The following is a 15148-nucleotide window of genomic DNA, read 5'->3' on the forward strand; positions in this document are numbered from 1 at the left end:
CCTATTGATTATAAAGAATAAAGTAAGAAAAAGGAGATTGGTTAAGAAGTTTACTTATCTTCTTTTTTCTTAAGAGCAGTTCCAAGAATATCAGCAAGAGAACTTCCTGAGGTAGCCGATCCATACTTTTCTACCGCTTCCTTTTCTTGCTGCTTTTCAAGTTCTTTAATAGATAGCTTCAATTTCCTTTGACTTAGATTAAGATCTGCAATCATTGCATCTAGAGAATCCCCAGGAGCAAAACGGTTTGGTCTTTGGTCTGCCTTATCTAAAGCAATGTCTGCTTTTTTGATAATAGTTTGAAATCTTTCTTCTCCAACATTTACTTTAATAGCATTGTCTAACACTTCAGCAACACGAACCGTAAGAACATCTCCTACTTTCTTGTCATCAAAGAAGTTGAAAGGATCTTTTTTAAGAGCTCTTATAGAGCCGTTTATTTTGTCATCTTTAATATCTATAATTTTTACCTTAACCTCATCTCCTTTGTTGTAATTCTCAAGATCTTTAGAGGTCTCAGCAAATGATATTTGTTTATAGTGTACAAAAATATCGATATCGTTATCTCCTGTATTCAGGAATAAACCAAAGTCTTGTTTGTTCACTACTTTTGTATCCGCAATGGTACCAACTGGATATTTGGAAAGAAAGCTTTCCATCGGATTTGGCTGCGTATCTTTATAGCTAAAACTAATTTTTCTCTTTTCTGTATCTACTTCTTTTAATCTAACTTTAGCAACATCACCCACTTTAAATATTGATTTTGGATTTACATTTTTTTGCATATGCTTCATTTCACTAGAATGAATTAAGCCAACCACTCCTTCATCAATTTCAGCGAAAGCACCAAAGTCAGAAAGTTTAGTAATTTTCACATCGTAGTCCGATCCTACTTGGTACTTTTCACCAATAGTTATAAATGGATCTGGCAACATTGCTTTAATTGAAAGACTAATTCTTTTTGTCTCTAGGTCTATGTCAATGATTTGAACCTTGACCGTATCACCCACACTAAACATTTCATTTAAGTTTGATATTTTTAAATGACTAACTTCACTGGAGTGAAGTAAGCAGTCTAAGTTTTCAATACTAACAAATAGTCCGTAGGAAGTAATTGCTTTAACATTTCCTTCAACGATATCGTTTAATTTGTATTTTGAAATAACCTGATCTTTATTTTGATTCTTAACTTCTTCTAGGATAGCTCTTCTAGAACTAATCACGTTCATTCTAACGTTATCAATTTTAATGATATAAAATTCTAAAGGTTTGTTAATAAACTCACTTGGACTTTTGATTGGGCGGTCACTTAGTTGAGAAGAAGGACAAAATGTGAATATTCCGAAAATCTCTACTATAAATCCACCCTTAACAGAATTTTTTACTAAGCCAGAGACTTTTTCCTTATCGGTAAATGCATCTTCAATTTTTTTCCACGATTTAGCTCTTCGAGCTTTTTCAACACTTAGTACAATGTCTCCAACCTTATTTTCTACTCTTTCAACATAAACCTCTAGCTCGCCATCAACTGCCAGATTATCCAGCTCTTCCTTAGAGAGTTCGGACTTGTCAATCATTCCAGACGACTTTCCTTTTACATCAATGGTAATAAATTTATCTTCAATTTTCTCAACTCGACCTTTTATAATAGTGTTTTCTTGAACAGTTCTTTGAGATAAGTCGTCGTTTAGCAAGGCTTCTAATTCAGCATTACTTTCGTTGTAAACTTTTAGCGGTTGTTGTATCAATATTTTTTACTCTGAACCTTTCTTATTAATCTTTGTATTTTTACAAAGGTAGATCTTATATTGCGTCCTGTATTATTAATCAAGACAGAGTCTTTAGTTTTAACTAAAGGACTATTAGACCTGTTTTTGTCTATATAGTCTCTATTAGCAACAGTTTTTAGCACTTCCTTAAAAGTAATATCTTTGTTTTTTGATTTTAATTCTAAGAATCTTCTCTGAGCCCGCATTTTTAATGGAGCATCTATATAAATTTTTAGATCTGCACTTTGAGCAACTTTCGAGTTAATGTCTCTACCGCTTACGAATACATGTTGGTAAGGATTATTAAAAATTATATTCCTTTGAACAGGCAATAGAGCGGACCTGATTTTTGGTATTTTTGCAATTGTAGATACAAGTTTATTTATTTTTTGACCATGTAAACTCGGAGATTGTAGCTGCTTTAACGTTATTGTTTGAGCAATTGCTATCAATTTTTTTACATTTATTTTCTTACTATTTTGATCAAGATGTTTTTTTGCAAGAAATCGATATAGCAAACCAGAATCTAAAAATAAGCTATTTTTTATTTTAGAAACTGCATATTTTGCTACAGAAGTTTTTCCGGACCCTACCGGACCATCCATACCAATAACAATTTGTTTAAATTTTTTATTTTTTATTTTTTGAATATCATTCAAAAAACTAGGATAACTGACATTGGCAGAATCAAAATCTTTAATTAAAATTCTTTTTGTAGACACCATGGCCAAGATAGCAAAACTTAAGGCAATCCTATGGTCTTTGTAGCTATCAATTGTAATTAGTTTGTTCGAGTAAAACTCTTCACCAAGGCCCAAGATAGTCATGTCATTATTTTTTCTTTTAGTTGTTATGCCAATTTTTTTTAAGTTGTTTTCCATGGCTAAAAGTCTGTCTGACTCTTTAATTCTTAATTCTTCAAGATTAGGAAAAAAAGTCTCTCCATTCGCAAAAGAAGCGGCAATCATTAAAATAGGAACTTCATCAATAATATTAGGAATAATTTTTTTATTCACTTTAATTCCTTTTAGCAAAGAGGACTTTATTTGTATTGTTCCCACTGTTTCTCCATGCTGTTTTTTTTTATTTACTATTTTAATAAAACCACCCATTTTTTTTAATATATTTAAAAAACCAATCCTTTTAGGATTGAGCAAAACATTAGGCAGGGAAAGACTGCTATTTTTGCTTAGCAAGGCAAGAACAATTAAAAATGCAGCAGAAGAAGGATCTCCTGGAACTACATATTTTTTTTCTGCTTTGAGGAATTGCTTTCCTCGAATTTTAATTATTTTAGAATTTTTTTTATTTTTTATTTTAATAGGGTATCTTAAGTATTGAAGCATCAGTTCTGTATGATCTCTTTGAAGATTGGGAGCCTTAATAGTTGTTATGCCATGACTATTCATTCCAGCCAAAATACAAGCAGATACCATTTGTGCAGATGGCTTATTGACCATCAGTTCAGATTGAGCAGAATCTGGATATCCTGTGATTTGTATAGGTAAATAGTTTTTATTTTTTGGATGAAATAGTGCAAAAAATTTTTCCATTAAAGGAATAATTCGCATAGGTCTTTTGGATAAAGACTGATCACCTATTAGTTTTACATCCACTTCTGACGTTGCCAGCAAGCCAGTGAGCAATCTTAATGTAGTTCCGCTATTATTAAAATTAATAATTCCTTTAAATTTTTTAAAACCAATGCCAAGTCCGAAAATACGATAATGGTTATGGTTTATTTTGTGAATTTGAACTTTAAGTTTTTTTATAGCTGCAATCGCAGTTTGGACATCCTCTCCACCGGAGATATTGTGTACATCTGAAATTCCATAGCTTTGTGAAAGAATTATAACTGATCTGATCCCAATGGATTTGTCACCGGGCAAATGTACTGTTCCATTAATAGAAATGTTATTTGAAGGTAAAAACCACTTTTTATTTGCCATTTAGAGTAGAATTATATAAACGCACAGCTAATAATACAAATTAATAATATGGCAGATAAAAATTGGGGAATAAAAATATTTTGCGAGTGTGGAGCTAAATATTATTCCATGAATAAAAAAGATAATATTGCCTGCCCAACTTGTTCTGCCACGTATGTCCCAGAAGATATAAATGCAAAACCAAGCCCAGCAATAATACCGAAGCCAGAAGTTAAGAAAACTGATGAACTTGCAAATATAGATGATGCTCCAGACGATTCATCAGATGATGACATTATAAGTTTAGATGATCAAAAAGAGATAGAGGAATCTGACGAAGAAAAAAAACCTGATTAAAACCTAAAGTTTCCGCCTAAATAATATTTAATAGCATTTTTATCTTTAGAAATTTTTTCAGTTGTTCCTTCAACTAATATTTCACCACCTTTTATAATATAAGCTTTATCCAAAATATTTTCTATTGCCCAATAGTTATGATCAGTGATTAAAATAGAAAGGCCTGCCTTTTTTAATTCAAGAATAAAATCTTTTAAAGAATTGATAGACAGCGGGTCTAAGGCCGCACATGGTTCATCTAAAAGCAAAGTGGTTATATTGGGATTGCATATTCTTTGAAGGATAGAAACTTTTTTATATTCTCCTCCAGAAAGCAAATCTGCCTTAGTGTTTTTTAAATAAGATAGATCAAAATATCCAAGTAAACTCTCAATTTTTTGATTAATTTTTTCTTTATCTTTCATATGAAGTTCTAAAATTGCGTACAAATTATCTCCAGCGGTCATATTTCCAAAAAGCCCCTTATGCTGTTCTAATAAGCTTATTCCACCTAAACTTCTTAGGTGGATCGGAATATTATGTATCACGTTGTTATCAAAAATAATGCTTCCATGGTCTGGAAATATTTTTCCAATGATCAAATTAAATAAAGTTGTTTTTCCTGATCCGTTAGGACCTAGTAAACCTACGATTTTTCCAGCTTCTAAAGTTAAAGAAATATTTTTTAAAATAGGTCTGCTCCCAAGGGATTTAGAAACTCGCTTAACTTGAAGTGTTTTATTTTTACTTTTATTTAAATCAAATACATTATTTTTATTTTTTTTGTTTTCTATAATACTAAATTTTTTTTTAAAATAAAAGGCTTACTTTTTAAATTCTGTGTTGGTGTATTTTTAATTATTTTTTGCACAGGTAGTACAAATTTTTTTTCTAATATTAATATATTAGAATTTGTTCTTTTATTTATTTTAACAAAATTATTTTTTGTCTCTATAGTGGCTTTAATAGATATTTTTTTTTTCATTTAATTTTTTTTGCGATTACTCTATCTTTTGATGAATTCATAGTTGCTATAGTATTATTCGTTATTGTATCAATTTCTATCTTATCACAATAAACAACATGAGATAAACCCATAGTTAAATCTTTCATCACTACAGATCCGGAAATAATAATAATATTTTTTGAAGAAAAATGTACTGCTTTATTTGAGGTTATTAAGTAATTTTTATTCTTTATAGTCACATTTTTTTTATACGTTACTATATTTTTTTTTTTATCGAATATCCCGATTTTAGATTTAATTTCAATTAATGAGTTATCTTTTTTTAGTTTTGTTACAGAGTGGGGAGCAATTAAATTAATTAATTCTGGCTTATTTGAATCAAAAAAAGACTTTTTAGCTTTCGTAGTAAAAATTTGTCCCTGAGTATTCTGACTTTTGTATTCAACATTTGTGAAAGTGTTCTTATTTTTAATTTCTTGCTCTGTTTCTTTAAAAGGTAAGCTCTTTACTTTTATGGATCCTTCATTTTTCCCTGGAAGATAATAGTAGCTATAGAAAAAAATAAGAGAACTTAAGCAGAGTAGAATGATTTGAATTTTTCTACCAAATCTCATGGGTTTATGAGTTTAGAAAAGACAAAATATCATGCATGTGAACTAAGCCATAAAGTTTTTTATTTTTTGCAACTAAAAGAATTGTAATTTTTTTTCTATTCATTATTGCTAGCGCTTCAGTAACCATGCAGGTATTAGAAATATAGGTCGGTTTTTTGGTCATAATATCTTTTGATTTTTTAAGAAATATGTTTTTAAATTTTTTTATTGCTCTATTGATGTCTCCATCTGAAATAAAACCACACACTTGCTTTCTTTTGTTTGTAACCACAACACCACCGAGCCTACCTGATGAAATCTTTATTACTGTTTTTTGTAGAGAAGAATCTTCATGGACAAAAGGAATGCTTTTTCTTGCAATCATTATTTGGGAAATATCAGATAAGTTTTTACCTATAGAACCGCTTGGGTGAAGCTTGCCAAATTCTTTTTTATCAAATTTGTTTTTAGTAGCCAGTGCAATAGCCATACAATCGCCAAGTGCAAGTAGATTAATGGAACTGCTAGTTGGGATCATATTTAAATGTTTATTACCTGCTTCAGCAACTTTAGGAATTAAAATTTTTACATTACTTAATTTTATTAAATTAGATTTTAAATTTGAGCTAATTCCAATTATTTTTATTTTATTTTTTTTGGCATAATCTAAAATACTGTTAAGCTCAGAGCTGTTACCGCTAAAAGATGCTATTATTAAAACATCCCCTCCGCAAATTGCACCTAGAGACCCATGTCCTGCATCCGTAGGATCTAAAGTAAAACTTGCAATACCAATTGAAGAGAGAGTACTTGATATTTTTTCTAGAATTTTAGCAGATTTTCCAACCCCACAACAAACAATCCTACCTTTGCTATTGTTAATTGTGTTTACGGCTTGAGCAAATGAGATATTTATAGATTTGGAAAGTTTTTTTAAACCTTCAATCTCAGTGCTAATTACTTTATTTGCAATATTTATAATATTTTTTTTATTCATATTAATGGCTGAATATATCCTCATCCCATCCATTAAGATCAAGCTCAGATCTGGTGCTTAAAAAATCAAAGCAATACTTTGCAAGCTGATCTCTTTTTTCTCGCCTTAACATTAAATCTAGTTTTTCCTTGAGCTTATGTAGATACAAAACGTCTAGGGCCGCGTATTGTTTTTGCTCTTCACTCAAATCTTTTAAACCCCAATCGGAGGACTGTTGTGACTTATTAAGAGTAATATTTAACAGCTCTTTAGTTATGTCATAAAGACCATGCTTGTCAGTGTACGTTCTTCCAAGCTTAGAAGCAATTTTGGTACAGTAAATGTTTTCTATTTTTGCATTTAGATAGTATTTAAGTATTCCCATCTCAAATCTTGCAAAATGAGCAATTTTTAAAATATTATTATCGTTAAGAATTTTACAAAGGTTAGGGCTTTTGTAATTATTTCTGTCAAACTGAACTATATAAACCTCATCATCACCAGAGCAGAGTTGAAGTAAGCAAAGCTTATCTCTACCTTTGTAATTAAGTCCTAAGGATTCAGCATCAATCGCTACACTTTGTGCATTAGTTAATTTGTGATTTTCAGGTAAATCGTTTTGATATAATGTAATATTCATTGTTATTGAAATCTAAATGTTCAATTGGAGATTGTATATAGTATGATTGAAAAAAATTACAGAAAAACCGTGGCTATATTTGGCGGAACAGGTTTTATTGGAGAAGAAATAGTTCAACATTTATCAAAGAATAGCTACAGAATAAAAATTGCTACAAGAAACACTTATTTAGCACAAAATTTGAAAGTTTTTGGAGATATAGCTCAAATTGAATTGCATCAGGTTAATTTAAAATCAAAAGAATCTATCGAAAAATTTCTAGAGGGCTGTGACGTATGTGTCAATCTGGTAGGGATTTTATTTGAAACAAGGTCACAAAAATTTAAAGAACTGCATACAAATTTTCCAAAAATGTTAGCAACAATTTTCTCGAAAAGTTCTAGCTCTAATTTACTGGTTCATTTTTCTGCGCTAGGAGTTAATTCCAATTCAAATTCAAGCTACATTAAAAGCAAATTTTTAGGAGAAGAAGAGGTTAAAAGCAATTTTTTAAATAGCACAATAATAAGGCCTAGCATTGTCATAGGAGCAAAAGACAAGTTCTTTAATATGTTTGCAAAGCTTGCAGGATTATTCCCTCTAATTCCGCTGGTTGGCTCTGAGGTAAAATTCCAACCTGTTTACGTTGGAGATGTTGCCAAAGCAATTGATAAAATTATTACGAACAACATTTCTAAAAAAACATACGAGCTAGCCGGAAAAAATATTTATACATTTAAAGAATTAATTGAATTACTTTTAAAAGAAATTAGAAAAAAGAGAATTATACTCCCCATTCCTTTCTTCGCAGGAAGAATTCAAGCAATGCTTTTTCAGTTAATGCCAAAACCTCTTTTGACACTTGATCAAATTAAAATTCTTGAGGAGGGAGATAATATTTTATCTGGTAAAAATAAAACACTTAAAGATTTAAATATTGAAGCTAAAAGTATTGAGACTATTCTTCCCACATACTTAAAAGTATACAGGCCAGCAGGACAGTTTACTGATTAGAGTAATAATAGATTAATAAAGCTACACCCAAGCATATTCTAAAAATTACAAATATATTTAGACTAAATTTTTTTAAAAAAATTAAAAAATATTTAATCGTCGTAATTGAAAACATAAAACTAAAGAAAAATGCAAATAGAGACACTAGGTTAAATGCCTCTTCATTTAGTTTAATAATTTCATAAGAGCTTAAAATAAATGCTGCAGATAATGTTGGAATGGATAATAAAAAAGAAAACTTTGCAGCATCTACTCTATTAAATCTTAAAAATCTTGCACCTGTAATAGTAATACCGCTTCTTGATGTTCCTGGAATGAGTGCTAAGACCTGATATAACCCAATAATAAATGCTTCTTTATTAGAAATCGAAGATATTAATTTTTTTTCTTGTTTGTTTTTGTCACTAATAAAAAGAAGAATACCAAAAAAAATAGTTGCATAACCTATCACGGCAATATTCATTATCTGTTCAATCACCTCAAAATATTTTAACAGCCCTCCAATTACAATCACAGGAAGGGTTGCTATAATTAAATTAATTAGCAGACGATGGTTTTTCCAAAGACCTAACAAATCTTTATAAAAAAAAATTACTACAGCCGCTAAACTACCACCATGCATGGTCGCATTAATTAATAGGTTGTTGTTTTTAATTTTTAAAATATTTTCAAACACAATCAGAAGGCCAGAGCTTGAGACTGGGATGAACTCAGACACTCCCTGAACAATAGATAAAAATAAAATCTTAATAAGGTAAATTTCAGTCATTAATTCATTCTTATGCTTTGCTCGATGTTTTGACTATTTCTAACTGTTTAAATCTAGTAAACTTATGCGACTTAATTGTGCATAAAATAAAAAAATATAGTATTTATTGAGATAAATGTAAAAAATAGGTATCAAAATGGTACTAAAAATCATTTTATTTATGCTATTTTTTTGGTAATTGTTGTAAATAAAGTGTTTAATCAAGAAGATTATTATGACAGAAAAAATGTTAAAATTTGTTGATATTTCCAAAGAAACACCGGGAAAAATAAAATCTTCTGAAAGAACTGAAAATTTTCATGAAATTTATAAGGAATTTATTGAAAATAAAGCTTCGGAGCAAGCAAGCCGATGTTCGCAATGCGGGACCCCCTTTTGCCAGGTCCATTGCCCTTTACATAACAACATTCCTGATTGGCTGAAACTTACAGCTGAAGGTAGATTGGAAGAGGCTTATCGCATTTCATCTTCTACAAATTCTATGCCAGAGGTTTGTGGCTCAATATGTCCCCAAGACCGTTTGTGTGAAGGAAATTGTGTAATTGAAAAGTCTGGACATGGAACGGTTACCATTGGTGCTGTAGAAAAATATATTACTAACACCGCCTGGGATAATGGTTGGGTCGAAAAAATAAATCCTCCTAGAGAATTAAAAGACACAGTTGGAATTATTGGTGCAGGACCAGCAGGATTAGCTGCTGCAGAACAATTAAGACAAAAAGGATATCAAGTAACAATTTATGACCGTTATGACAGAGCTGGGGGACTCCTAATTTATGGGATTCCAAATTTTAAACTAGAAAAATCAGCAGTACAAAGAAGAACAAAACTTTATGAAGATAGTGGCATAACCTTTGTTCAGAACTTTGAAGTGGGAAAAGATTCTACGCTAGAAGAATTAAAAGAAAAGCACGATGCTATTTTAATTGCAACTGGAGTTTATAAGCCTAGAGAAATTAATATTCCAGGAAAAAATTTAAAAAATGTTTTTCCTGCGATGCAATTTTTAACTGCATCTAATAAGAAAGGTTTAGGAGATAATGTTCCGGAATTTGATAATGGCACCTTGAATGCTGAAGGAAAAAATATAATCGTTATAGGTGGCGGTGATACAGCAATGGATTGTGTACGAACTGCTATCAGACAAAAAGCAAAATCTGTTTCGTGCCTATATAGAAGAGATAAGGTGAATATGCCTGGATCAGCAAGAGAGGTTCAGAATGCAGAAGAAGAAGGAGTTAAATTTATTTGGCTATCAAGTCCCAAAGAATTTGCAGGAACTGAAAAAGTTAATAAAGTTATTTATGATAAAATTAAACTAGGAGAGCCAGATTCTTCTGGTAGACAATCTCCTAAAATAATTGAAGGGGCTCAAGATGAGTTACCAGCAGATATAGTTATAAAATCTCTAGGGTTTGATCCTGAAGAAATTCCAAACTTATTTTCAGAGCCAGGACTTGAAGTTTCCAAATGGGGTACTATCAAGATAGATCTAAAAACTATGAGAACCAATATTAGGGGTGTGTTTGCCGCGGGAGATATAGTCAGAGGAGCATCTCTTGTTGTATGGGCAATTCGAGATGGACGAGATGCTGCTCAAGAAATTCATAAATATTTAAAAATAAAGAGCCAACAATTTCAAACTAAAGTCGCATAATGAAAAATTTATACCTAAAGAATAGGCAGTTTCTTCAAAATAATCATGTCAATATCGAAGAGCATGATGCTTGCGGTGTTGGTTTTGTTGCCTCTATGAATGCCAAGCCTAGAAGGGATGTAGTTGTTAATGGAATTAATGCTCTTAAAGCAGTTTGGCATAGAGGGGCGGTTGATGCTGATGGTAAAACAGGAGATGGAGCTGGCTTAAATATTGAATTCAATAAAGACTTCTTTGAAGATAAAATTGCTTCTACTGGACATGACATCAAAGACGATCAAACTCTTTGTATTGGAATGATTTTTTTACCAAGAAATAATTTTAGTGAACAGGAGCGTTGTCGAACGCTTATGGAGCAAGAGCTTCTTAAAAATGATCTTTATATATTTGGATGGAGGCAAGTTCCTACAAATCCAAAAGTACTAGGCCAGAAAGCCAACGATACAAGACCTGAAATTGAACAGTTGTTGTTTGCTACAGATAAAGATCTGTCTCCTAAAGAGTTGGAACGAACTTTGTTTTCTGTAAGAAAAAAAATTGAAAAAAGAGCAACCGAGGAACAGCTTAAGGATTTCTATATTTGTTCCCTAAGTTCTAAAACTATTATTTATAAAGGAATGTTTTTGGCTGAAAATATAAGCGATTTTTATCCAGATCTTTCAGACGAAAGATTTGTTTCACGATTTGCTATCTTTCATCAAAGATTCTCAACCAATACATTTCCATCATGGGAGCTTGCGCAACCTTTTCGAATTTTGGCTCACAACGGAGAGATTAATACTTTAAGAGGAAATGTTAATTGGATGAAGACTCATGAAGCTGGCATGGAAACAGATTTAATTGAAAATATAGAGGACTTAAAACCCATAATTAAATCTGGAAATTCTGATACAGCATCATTGGATGCGGCATTTGAACTTCTGGTAAGAACTGGAAGGTCTTTACCAATCGCAAAAATGATGTTGATACCTGAGGCCTGGTCTAAAAAAAGCAAAATTATTCCAAAAGCCCATAGGGAAATGTATAATTATTTAAATTCTTTAATTGAGCCTTGGGATGGGCCAGCAGCTATAGCGGCATGTGATGGTAAATGGTTAGTGGCAGCCTCTGATCGAAATGGTCTAAGACCCCTTAGATACACCATAACAAAAGACAAACTTTTTTTTGCAGGTTCAGAAACTGGAATGATCCCCGTATCTGAAGATAATATTTTATTTAAAGGTAGGGTTGGTCCCGGACAAATGATTTCCTTAGATTTGGATAAGGGGAAATATTATAATGATAAAAAAACAAAAGATCATTTATCAGCAAATCCTATTTATAAAAAATTTGCATCCAATCATATTGAGTTAAGCAAAACTTTAAATGAAATTAAAGAGAAACATTCATTTGAAGGATCAGATTTAAGAGAAAGACAGTTTCTAGCAGGATTTACCATTGAGGATTTGGAAAGCATATTGCACCCAATGGTAGCAGACCAAAAAGAAGCAATTGGTTCTATGGGGGATGATACCCCAATAGCGGTTTTGTCTAGTAAATTTAGGCCTCTTTCTAATTTTTTTAGGCAAAATTTTAGCCAAGTAACCAATCCTCCCATAGATTCTTTGAGAGAAAATAGAGTTATGTCCTTAAATACAAGATTCGGAAATCTGGAAAATATTTTAGATGATAGACTTACTGAGCAAAAAAGCTTTGTTTTGGAAAGTCCCGTACTATCAAATTCACAATTTAAAAAATTATTCGAATTTTTTGACCAAGACCAAGTTCAATTAATAGACTGTACCTTTGATAAAAATGATAAAAACTTAAATCTTAAATCAGAAATTGACCGAATTAGAGAAGAGTCAGAAATTTCTATAAGGTCAGGAAAAAAACATTTAATTATATCCGATAAAAATATTTCCAAAGATAGAATAAGCATTCCTGCCATTCTTGCTGTGGGAGCGGTTCAATCTCATTTAACACAAATAGGTTTGAGAAAATTTGTATCTATTAATGTTCAATCTTCAGAGTGTTTAGACACTCACTACTATGCAGTCTTGATTGGAGCAGGAGCCACTACTGTGAATGCTTATCTAACAATCGATTCTATTTATCAAAGATTTCAAAAAGGATTGTTTGATAAGTTAACTTTTGAAGAATGTGTTCATCGATATATTAAAGCCGTGAATGATGGGCTATTGAAAATAATGTCTAAAATGGGAATTTCTGTAATTAGTTCATACCGTGGGGGTTTGAATTTTCAATCATTGGGTCTTAGTCGGGGATTGGTAGCTGATTATTTTCCAGGGTTAGAATCTAAAATATCAGGAATTGGTTTGTCAGGAATTGAAGATATGATTAAAAAACAACATGACAAAACATATTCAGAAAATGTTATAACTTTGCCAATAGGTGGTATTTATAAATACCGTCATGGAGGAGAGACCCATGCCTATCAAGCAAAAACTATTCATCTTTTACAGACAGCAGTAGGAAAAGATTCTTACGAACTATTTAAGAAGTATTCTAATTTAATAAGTGAACTACCTCCAATTCATCTTAGGGATCTTTTAGATTTTAGAAAAAATAATAAAGCAATTCCTCTAGAAGAAGTGGAATCTGTAACTCATATTAGAAAAAGATTTGGTTCCGGTAGTATGTCTATGGGTGCACTATCAAAAGAAGCACATGAGACTTTAGCTATTGCTATGAATAGAATAGGAGGAGCCTCTTGTAGTGGAGAGGGCGGAGAAGATGAAAACAGGGCAATATTAAGAGAAAATGGAGATAATGCTAACTCTAGAGTTAAGCAAGTAGCTTCAGCAAGATTTGGTGTCACTGCGTCCTACTTAAATAACTGCAATGAAATTGAAATTAAAATGGCTCAAGGAGCAAAACCTGGTGAGGGCGGTCAGCTACCGGGATTTAAAGTTACAAAAGAAATTGCAAAATTAAGACATTCAACTCCAGGAGTTACACTGGTTTCTCCACCACCTCATCACGACATCTATTCTATCGAAGATTTAGCTCAACTAATTTACGATTTAAAGCAAATCAATTCTAAAGCCAGAGTTGGAGTTAAGCTGGTATCTTCCAGTGGGATTGGAACTATTGCAGCAGGTGTTGCAAAAGCAAAAGCAGATATTATTTTAATTTCAGGACACAATGGTGGAACAGGTGCTACACCTCAGACTAGCGTCAAGTACGTGGGCTTACCCTGGGAGATGGGTTTAACGGAAACTAATCAAATTTTAACCCTCAATAGCTTAAGACACAAAGTTGTTCTGCGAACAGATGGAGGAATTAAAACAGGTAGAGATGTAGTAATTGCTGCCATGATGGGAGCAGATGAGTTTGGTATAGCCACCACTAGTTTAGTGGCCATGGGATGTATCATGGTTAGACAGTGCCATTCCGATACTTGTCCAGTAGGGATTTGTACGCAAAACGAAGATTTAAGAAAAAAATTTACTGGCACACCAGAAAAAGTAGTTAATCTTTTTACATTTGTTGCAGAAGAGGTAAGAGAAATTCTGGCAGAACTAGGATTCAAATCATTAGATGAAGTTATTGGTAGAACAGATTTATTGAGACAGGTATCTAGAGGAGCTTCCAACCTAGATGACTTAGATTTTAATCCATTATTAGTCCAAGCAGATCCAGGTGACAATCCGAGATTTTGTAAAGACAAAATTAGAAATGAAGTTCCAGATACTTTAGATAAGCAAATTCTAATTGATACTTTGCCTCTAATACAGAGCGGTCAAAAAATAGAGATGAGTTACACAATTAAAAATACTGATAGAACCGTAGGAGCAAGACTGTCTTCTTACATCGTGACTGATTTTAAAAATAATAATTTTCCTGAAAATCATATTAAAATTAAATTAAGAGGGTCAGCTGGACAGTCTCTGGGAGCTTTTGGGGCAAAAGGAGTTAAGTTCGAAGTCATTGGAGATTGTAATGACTATGTTGGAAAAGGTCTTTCAGGTGCTACTATATCAGTAAGGCCTCCAAAAAGTAGTAATCTTGAAACTAACAAAAACACAATTATAGGAAACACCGTTTTGTATGGAGCAACATCAGGAAATTTATTCGCTGCAGGAGAAGCGGGGGAAAGATTTTCAGTTAGAAACTCAGGCGCTACAGCAGTGGTAGAAGGAGCTGGTACTAATGCGTGTGAGTATATGACAGGCGGATGCTCTGTCATACTTGGTGAATTAGGTGATAATTTCGCAGCCGGAATGACAGGTGGGATGGCATTTGTTTACAATCCGGAGGACAATTTAAGCGATGTAATCAACTCCGCTTCGGTAGTTTGGCAAAGAATTGAAACGAAATATTGGGATGATTTTCTTTATTCTCTTATTCAAAGACATATAGAAGAAACGCATTCAGACTATGCTAAAAAAATATTAGATGATTGGGAGCTGGCTAAAGAACAATTTTACCAAATTTGCCCTAAGGAAATGCTAGATAAGCTAGACAATCCTATTTCTTTAAGAGAGCCAGAAAAAAAAGCTGTTTAAAGATATTAA

At 32.1% G+C, this 15148-nt stretch carries 13 protein-coding genes; 5 read left to right on the forward strand and 8 right to left on the reverse strand.

The window, feature by feature from the left end; genetic code table 11:
* Positions 1–50: 50 nt before the first annotated feature.
* Both SAR11G3_RS02760 and aroA read right to left on the reverse strand, forming a co-directional pair.
* Positions 51–1748, reverse strand: coding sequence for a S1 RNA-binding domain-containing protein (locus SAR11G3_RS02760; protein ID WP_013695232.1), 1698 nt, complete (start codon positions 1746–1748; stop codon positions 51–53).
* Positions 1745–3718 (reverse strand): 3-phosphoshikimate 1-carboxyvinyltransferase, encoded by a 1974-nt coding sequence (gene aroA / locus SAR11G3_RS06965; protein WP_013695233.1) that lies wholly within the window; start codon positions 3716–3718, stop codon positions 1745–1747. Before aroA ends, SAR11G3_RS02760 begins: the two co-directional genes overlap by 4 nt.
* Positions 3719–3766: 48 nt before the next feature.
* On the opposite strand from aroA, the gene SAR11G3_RS02770 reads away from it, so the two are divergent.
* The gene (locus SAR11G3_RS02770) at positions 3767–4054 is read left to right on the forward strand and encodes an FYDLN acid domain-containing protein (RefSeq protein WP_013695234.1); all 288 of its coding nucleotides are present in this window, start codon (positions 3767–3769) and stop codon (positions 4052–4054) included.
* Here the strand turns inward: SAR11G3_RS02770 and SAR11G3_RS07145 are convergent.
* Entirely contained in the window at positions 4051–4686 is a 636-nt protein-coding gene (locus SAR11G3_RS07145) for an ATP-binding cassette domain-containing protein (RefSeq protein ID WP_237697309.1), read from the reverse strand. The two genes, SAR11G3_RS02770 and SAR11G3_RS07145, sit on opposite strands and share 4 nt — an antisense overlap.
* Between SAR11G3_RS07145 and SAR11G3_RS07495 the strand changes: the two genes are divergently transcribed.
* Positions 4628–4765, forward strand: a complete 138-nt coding sequence (locus SAR11G3_RS07495; RefSeq protein WP_237697298.1) for a hypothetical protein — start codon at positions 4628–4630, stop codon at positions 4763–4765. The genes SAR11G3_RS07145 and SAR11G3_RS07495 overlap by 59 nt on opposite strands.
* A 58-nt stretch (positions 4766–4823) precedes the next feature.
* Here the strand turns inward: SAR11G3_RS07495 and SAR11G3_RS02780 are convergent, their stop codons facing one another.
* From SAR11G3_RS02780 to SAR11G3_RS02795, 4 genes are read right to left on the reverse strand one after another with little or no spacing between them, the layout of a single operon-like run.
* Positions 4824–5018, reverse strand: a complete 195-nt coding sequence (locus SAR11G3_RS02780) for a hypothetical protein (protein WP_013695236.1) — start codon at positions 5016–5018, stop codon at positions 4824–4826.
* Positions 5015–5614 (reverse strand): hypothetical protein, encoded by a 600-nt coding sequence (locus tag SAR11G3_RS02785; RefSeq protein WP_013695237.1) that lies wholly within the window; start codon positions 5612–5614, stop codon positions 5015–5017. The genes SAR11G3_RS02780 and SAR11G3_RS02785 overlap by 4 nt, the downstream gene beginning before the upstream one ends.
* 4 nt (positions 5615–5618) lie before the next feature.
* A complete protein-coding gene (locus SAR11G3_RS02790; protein WP_013695238.1) occupies positions 5619–6590 on the reverse strand; it encodes a KpsF/GutQ family sugar-phosphate isomerase in 972 nt (323 codons plus the stop codon).
* A 1-nt stretch (position 6591) separates the two neighbouring features.
* Positions 6592–7209, reverse strand: a complete 618-nt coding sequence (locus SAR11G3_RS02795) for a ribonuclease D (protein WP_013695239.1) — start codon at positions 7207–7209, stop codon at positions 6592–6594.
* 42 nt (positions 7210–7251) lie between these two features.
* On the opposite strand from SAR11G3_RS02795, the gene SAR11G3_RS02800 reads away from it, so the two are divergent.
* Complete coding sequence (locus SAR11G3_RS02800; protein ID WP_013695240.1) at positions 7252–8202, forward strand: complex I NDUFA9 subunit family protein; 951 nt, start codon at positions 7252–7254, stop codon at positions 8200–8202.
* On the opposite strand, the gene SAR11G3_RS02805 is transcribed toward SAR11G3_RS02800, so the two are convergent.
* The gene (locus tag SAR11G3_RS02805) at positions 8192–8971 is read right to left on the reverse strand and encodes an undecaprenyl-diphosphate phosphatase (protein WP_013695241.1); all 780 of its coding nucleotides are present in this window, start codon (positions 8969–8971) and stop codon (positions 8192–8194) included. The genes SAR11G3_RS02800 and SAR11G3_RS02805 overlap by 11 nt on opposite strands.
* A 214-nt stretch (positions 8972–9185) precedes the next feature.
* Between SAR11G3_RS02805 and SAR11G3_RS02810 the strand changes: the two genes are divergently transcribed.
* Positions 9186–10628 (forward strand): NAD(P)-dependent oxidoreductase, encoded by a 1443-nt coding sequence (locus SAR11G3_RS02810; RefSeq protein WP_013695242.1) that lies wholly within the window; start codon positions 9186–9188, stop codon positions 10626–10628.
* A complete protein-coding gene (gene gltB, locus SAR11G3_RS02815; protein ID WP_013695243.1) occupies positions 10628–15139 on the forward strand; it encodes a glutamate synthase large subunit in 4512 nt (1503 codons plus the stop codon). The genes SAR11G3_RS02810 and gltB overlap by 1 nt, the downstream gene beginning before the upstream one ends.
* The last annotated feature ends 9 nt before the right edge of the window (positions 15140–15148 follow it).

It is taken from the genome of Candidatus Pelagibacter sp. IMCC9063, assembly GCF_000195085.1.
In the GTDB taxonomy this organism is placed as follows: domain Bacteria; phylum Pseudomonadota; class Alphaproteobacteria; order Pelagibacterales; family Pelagibacteraceae; genus IMCC9063.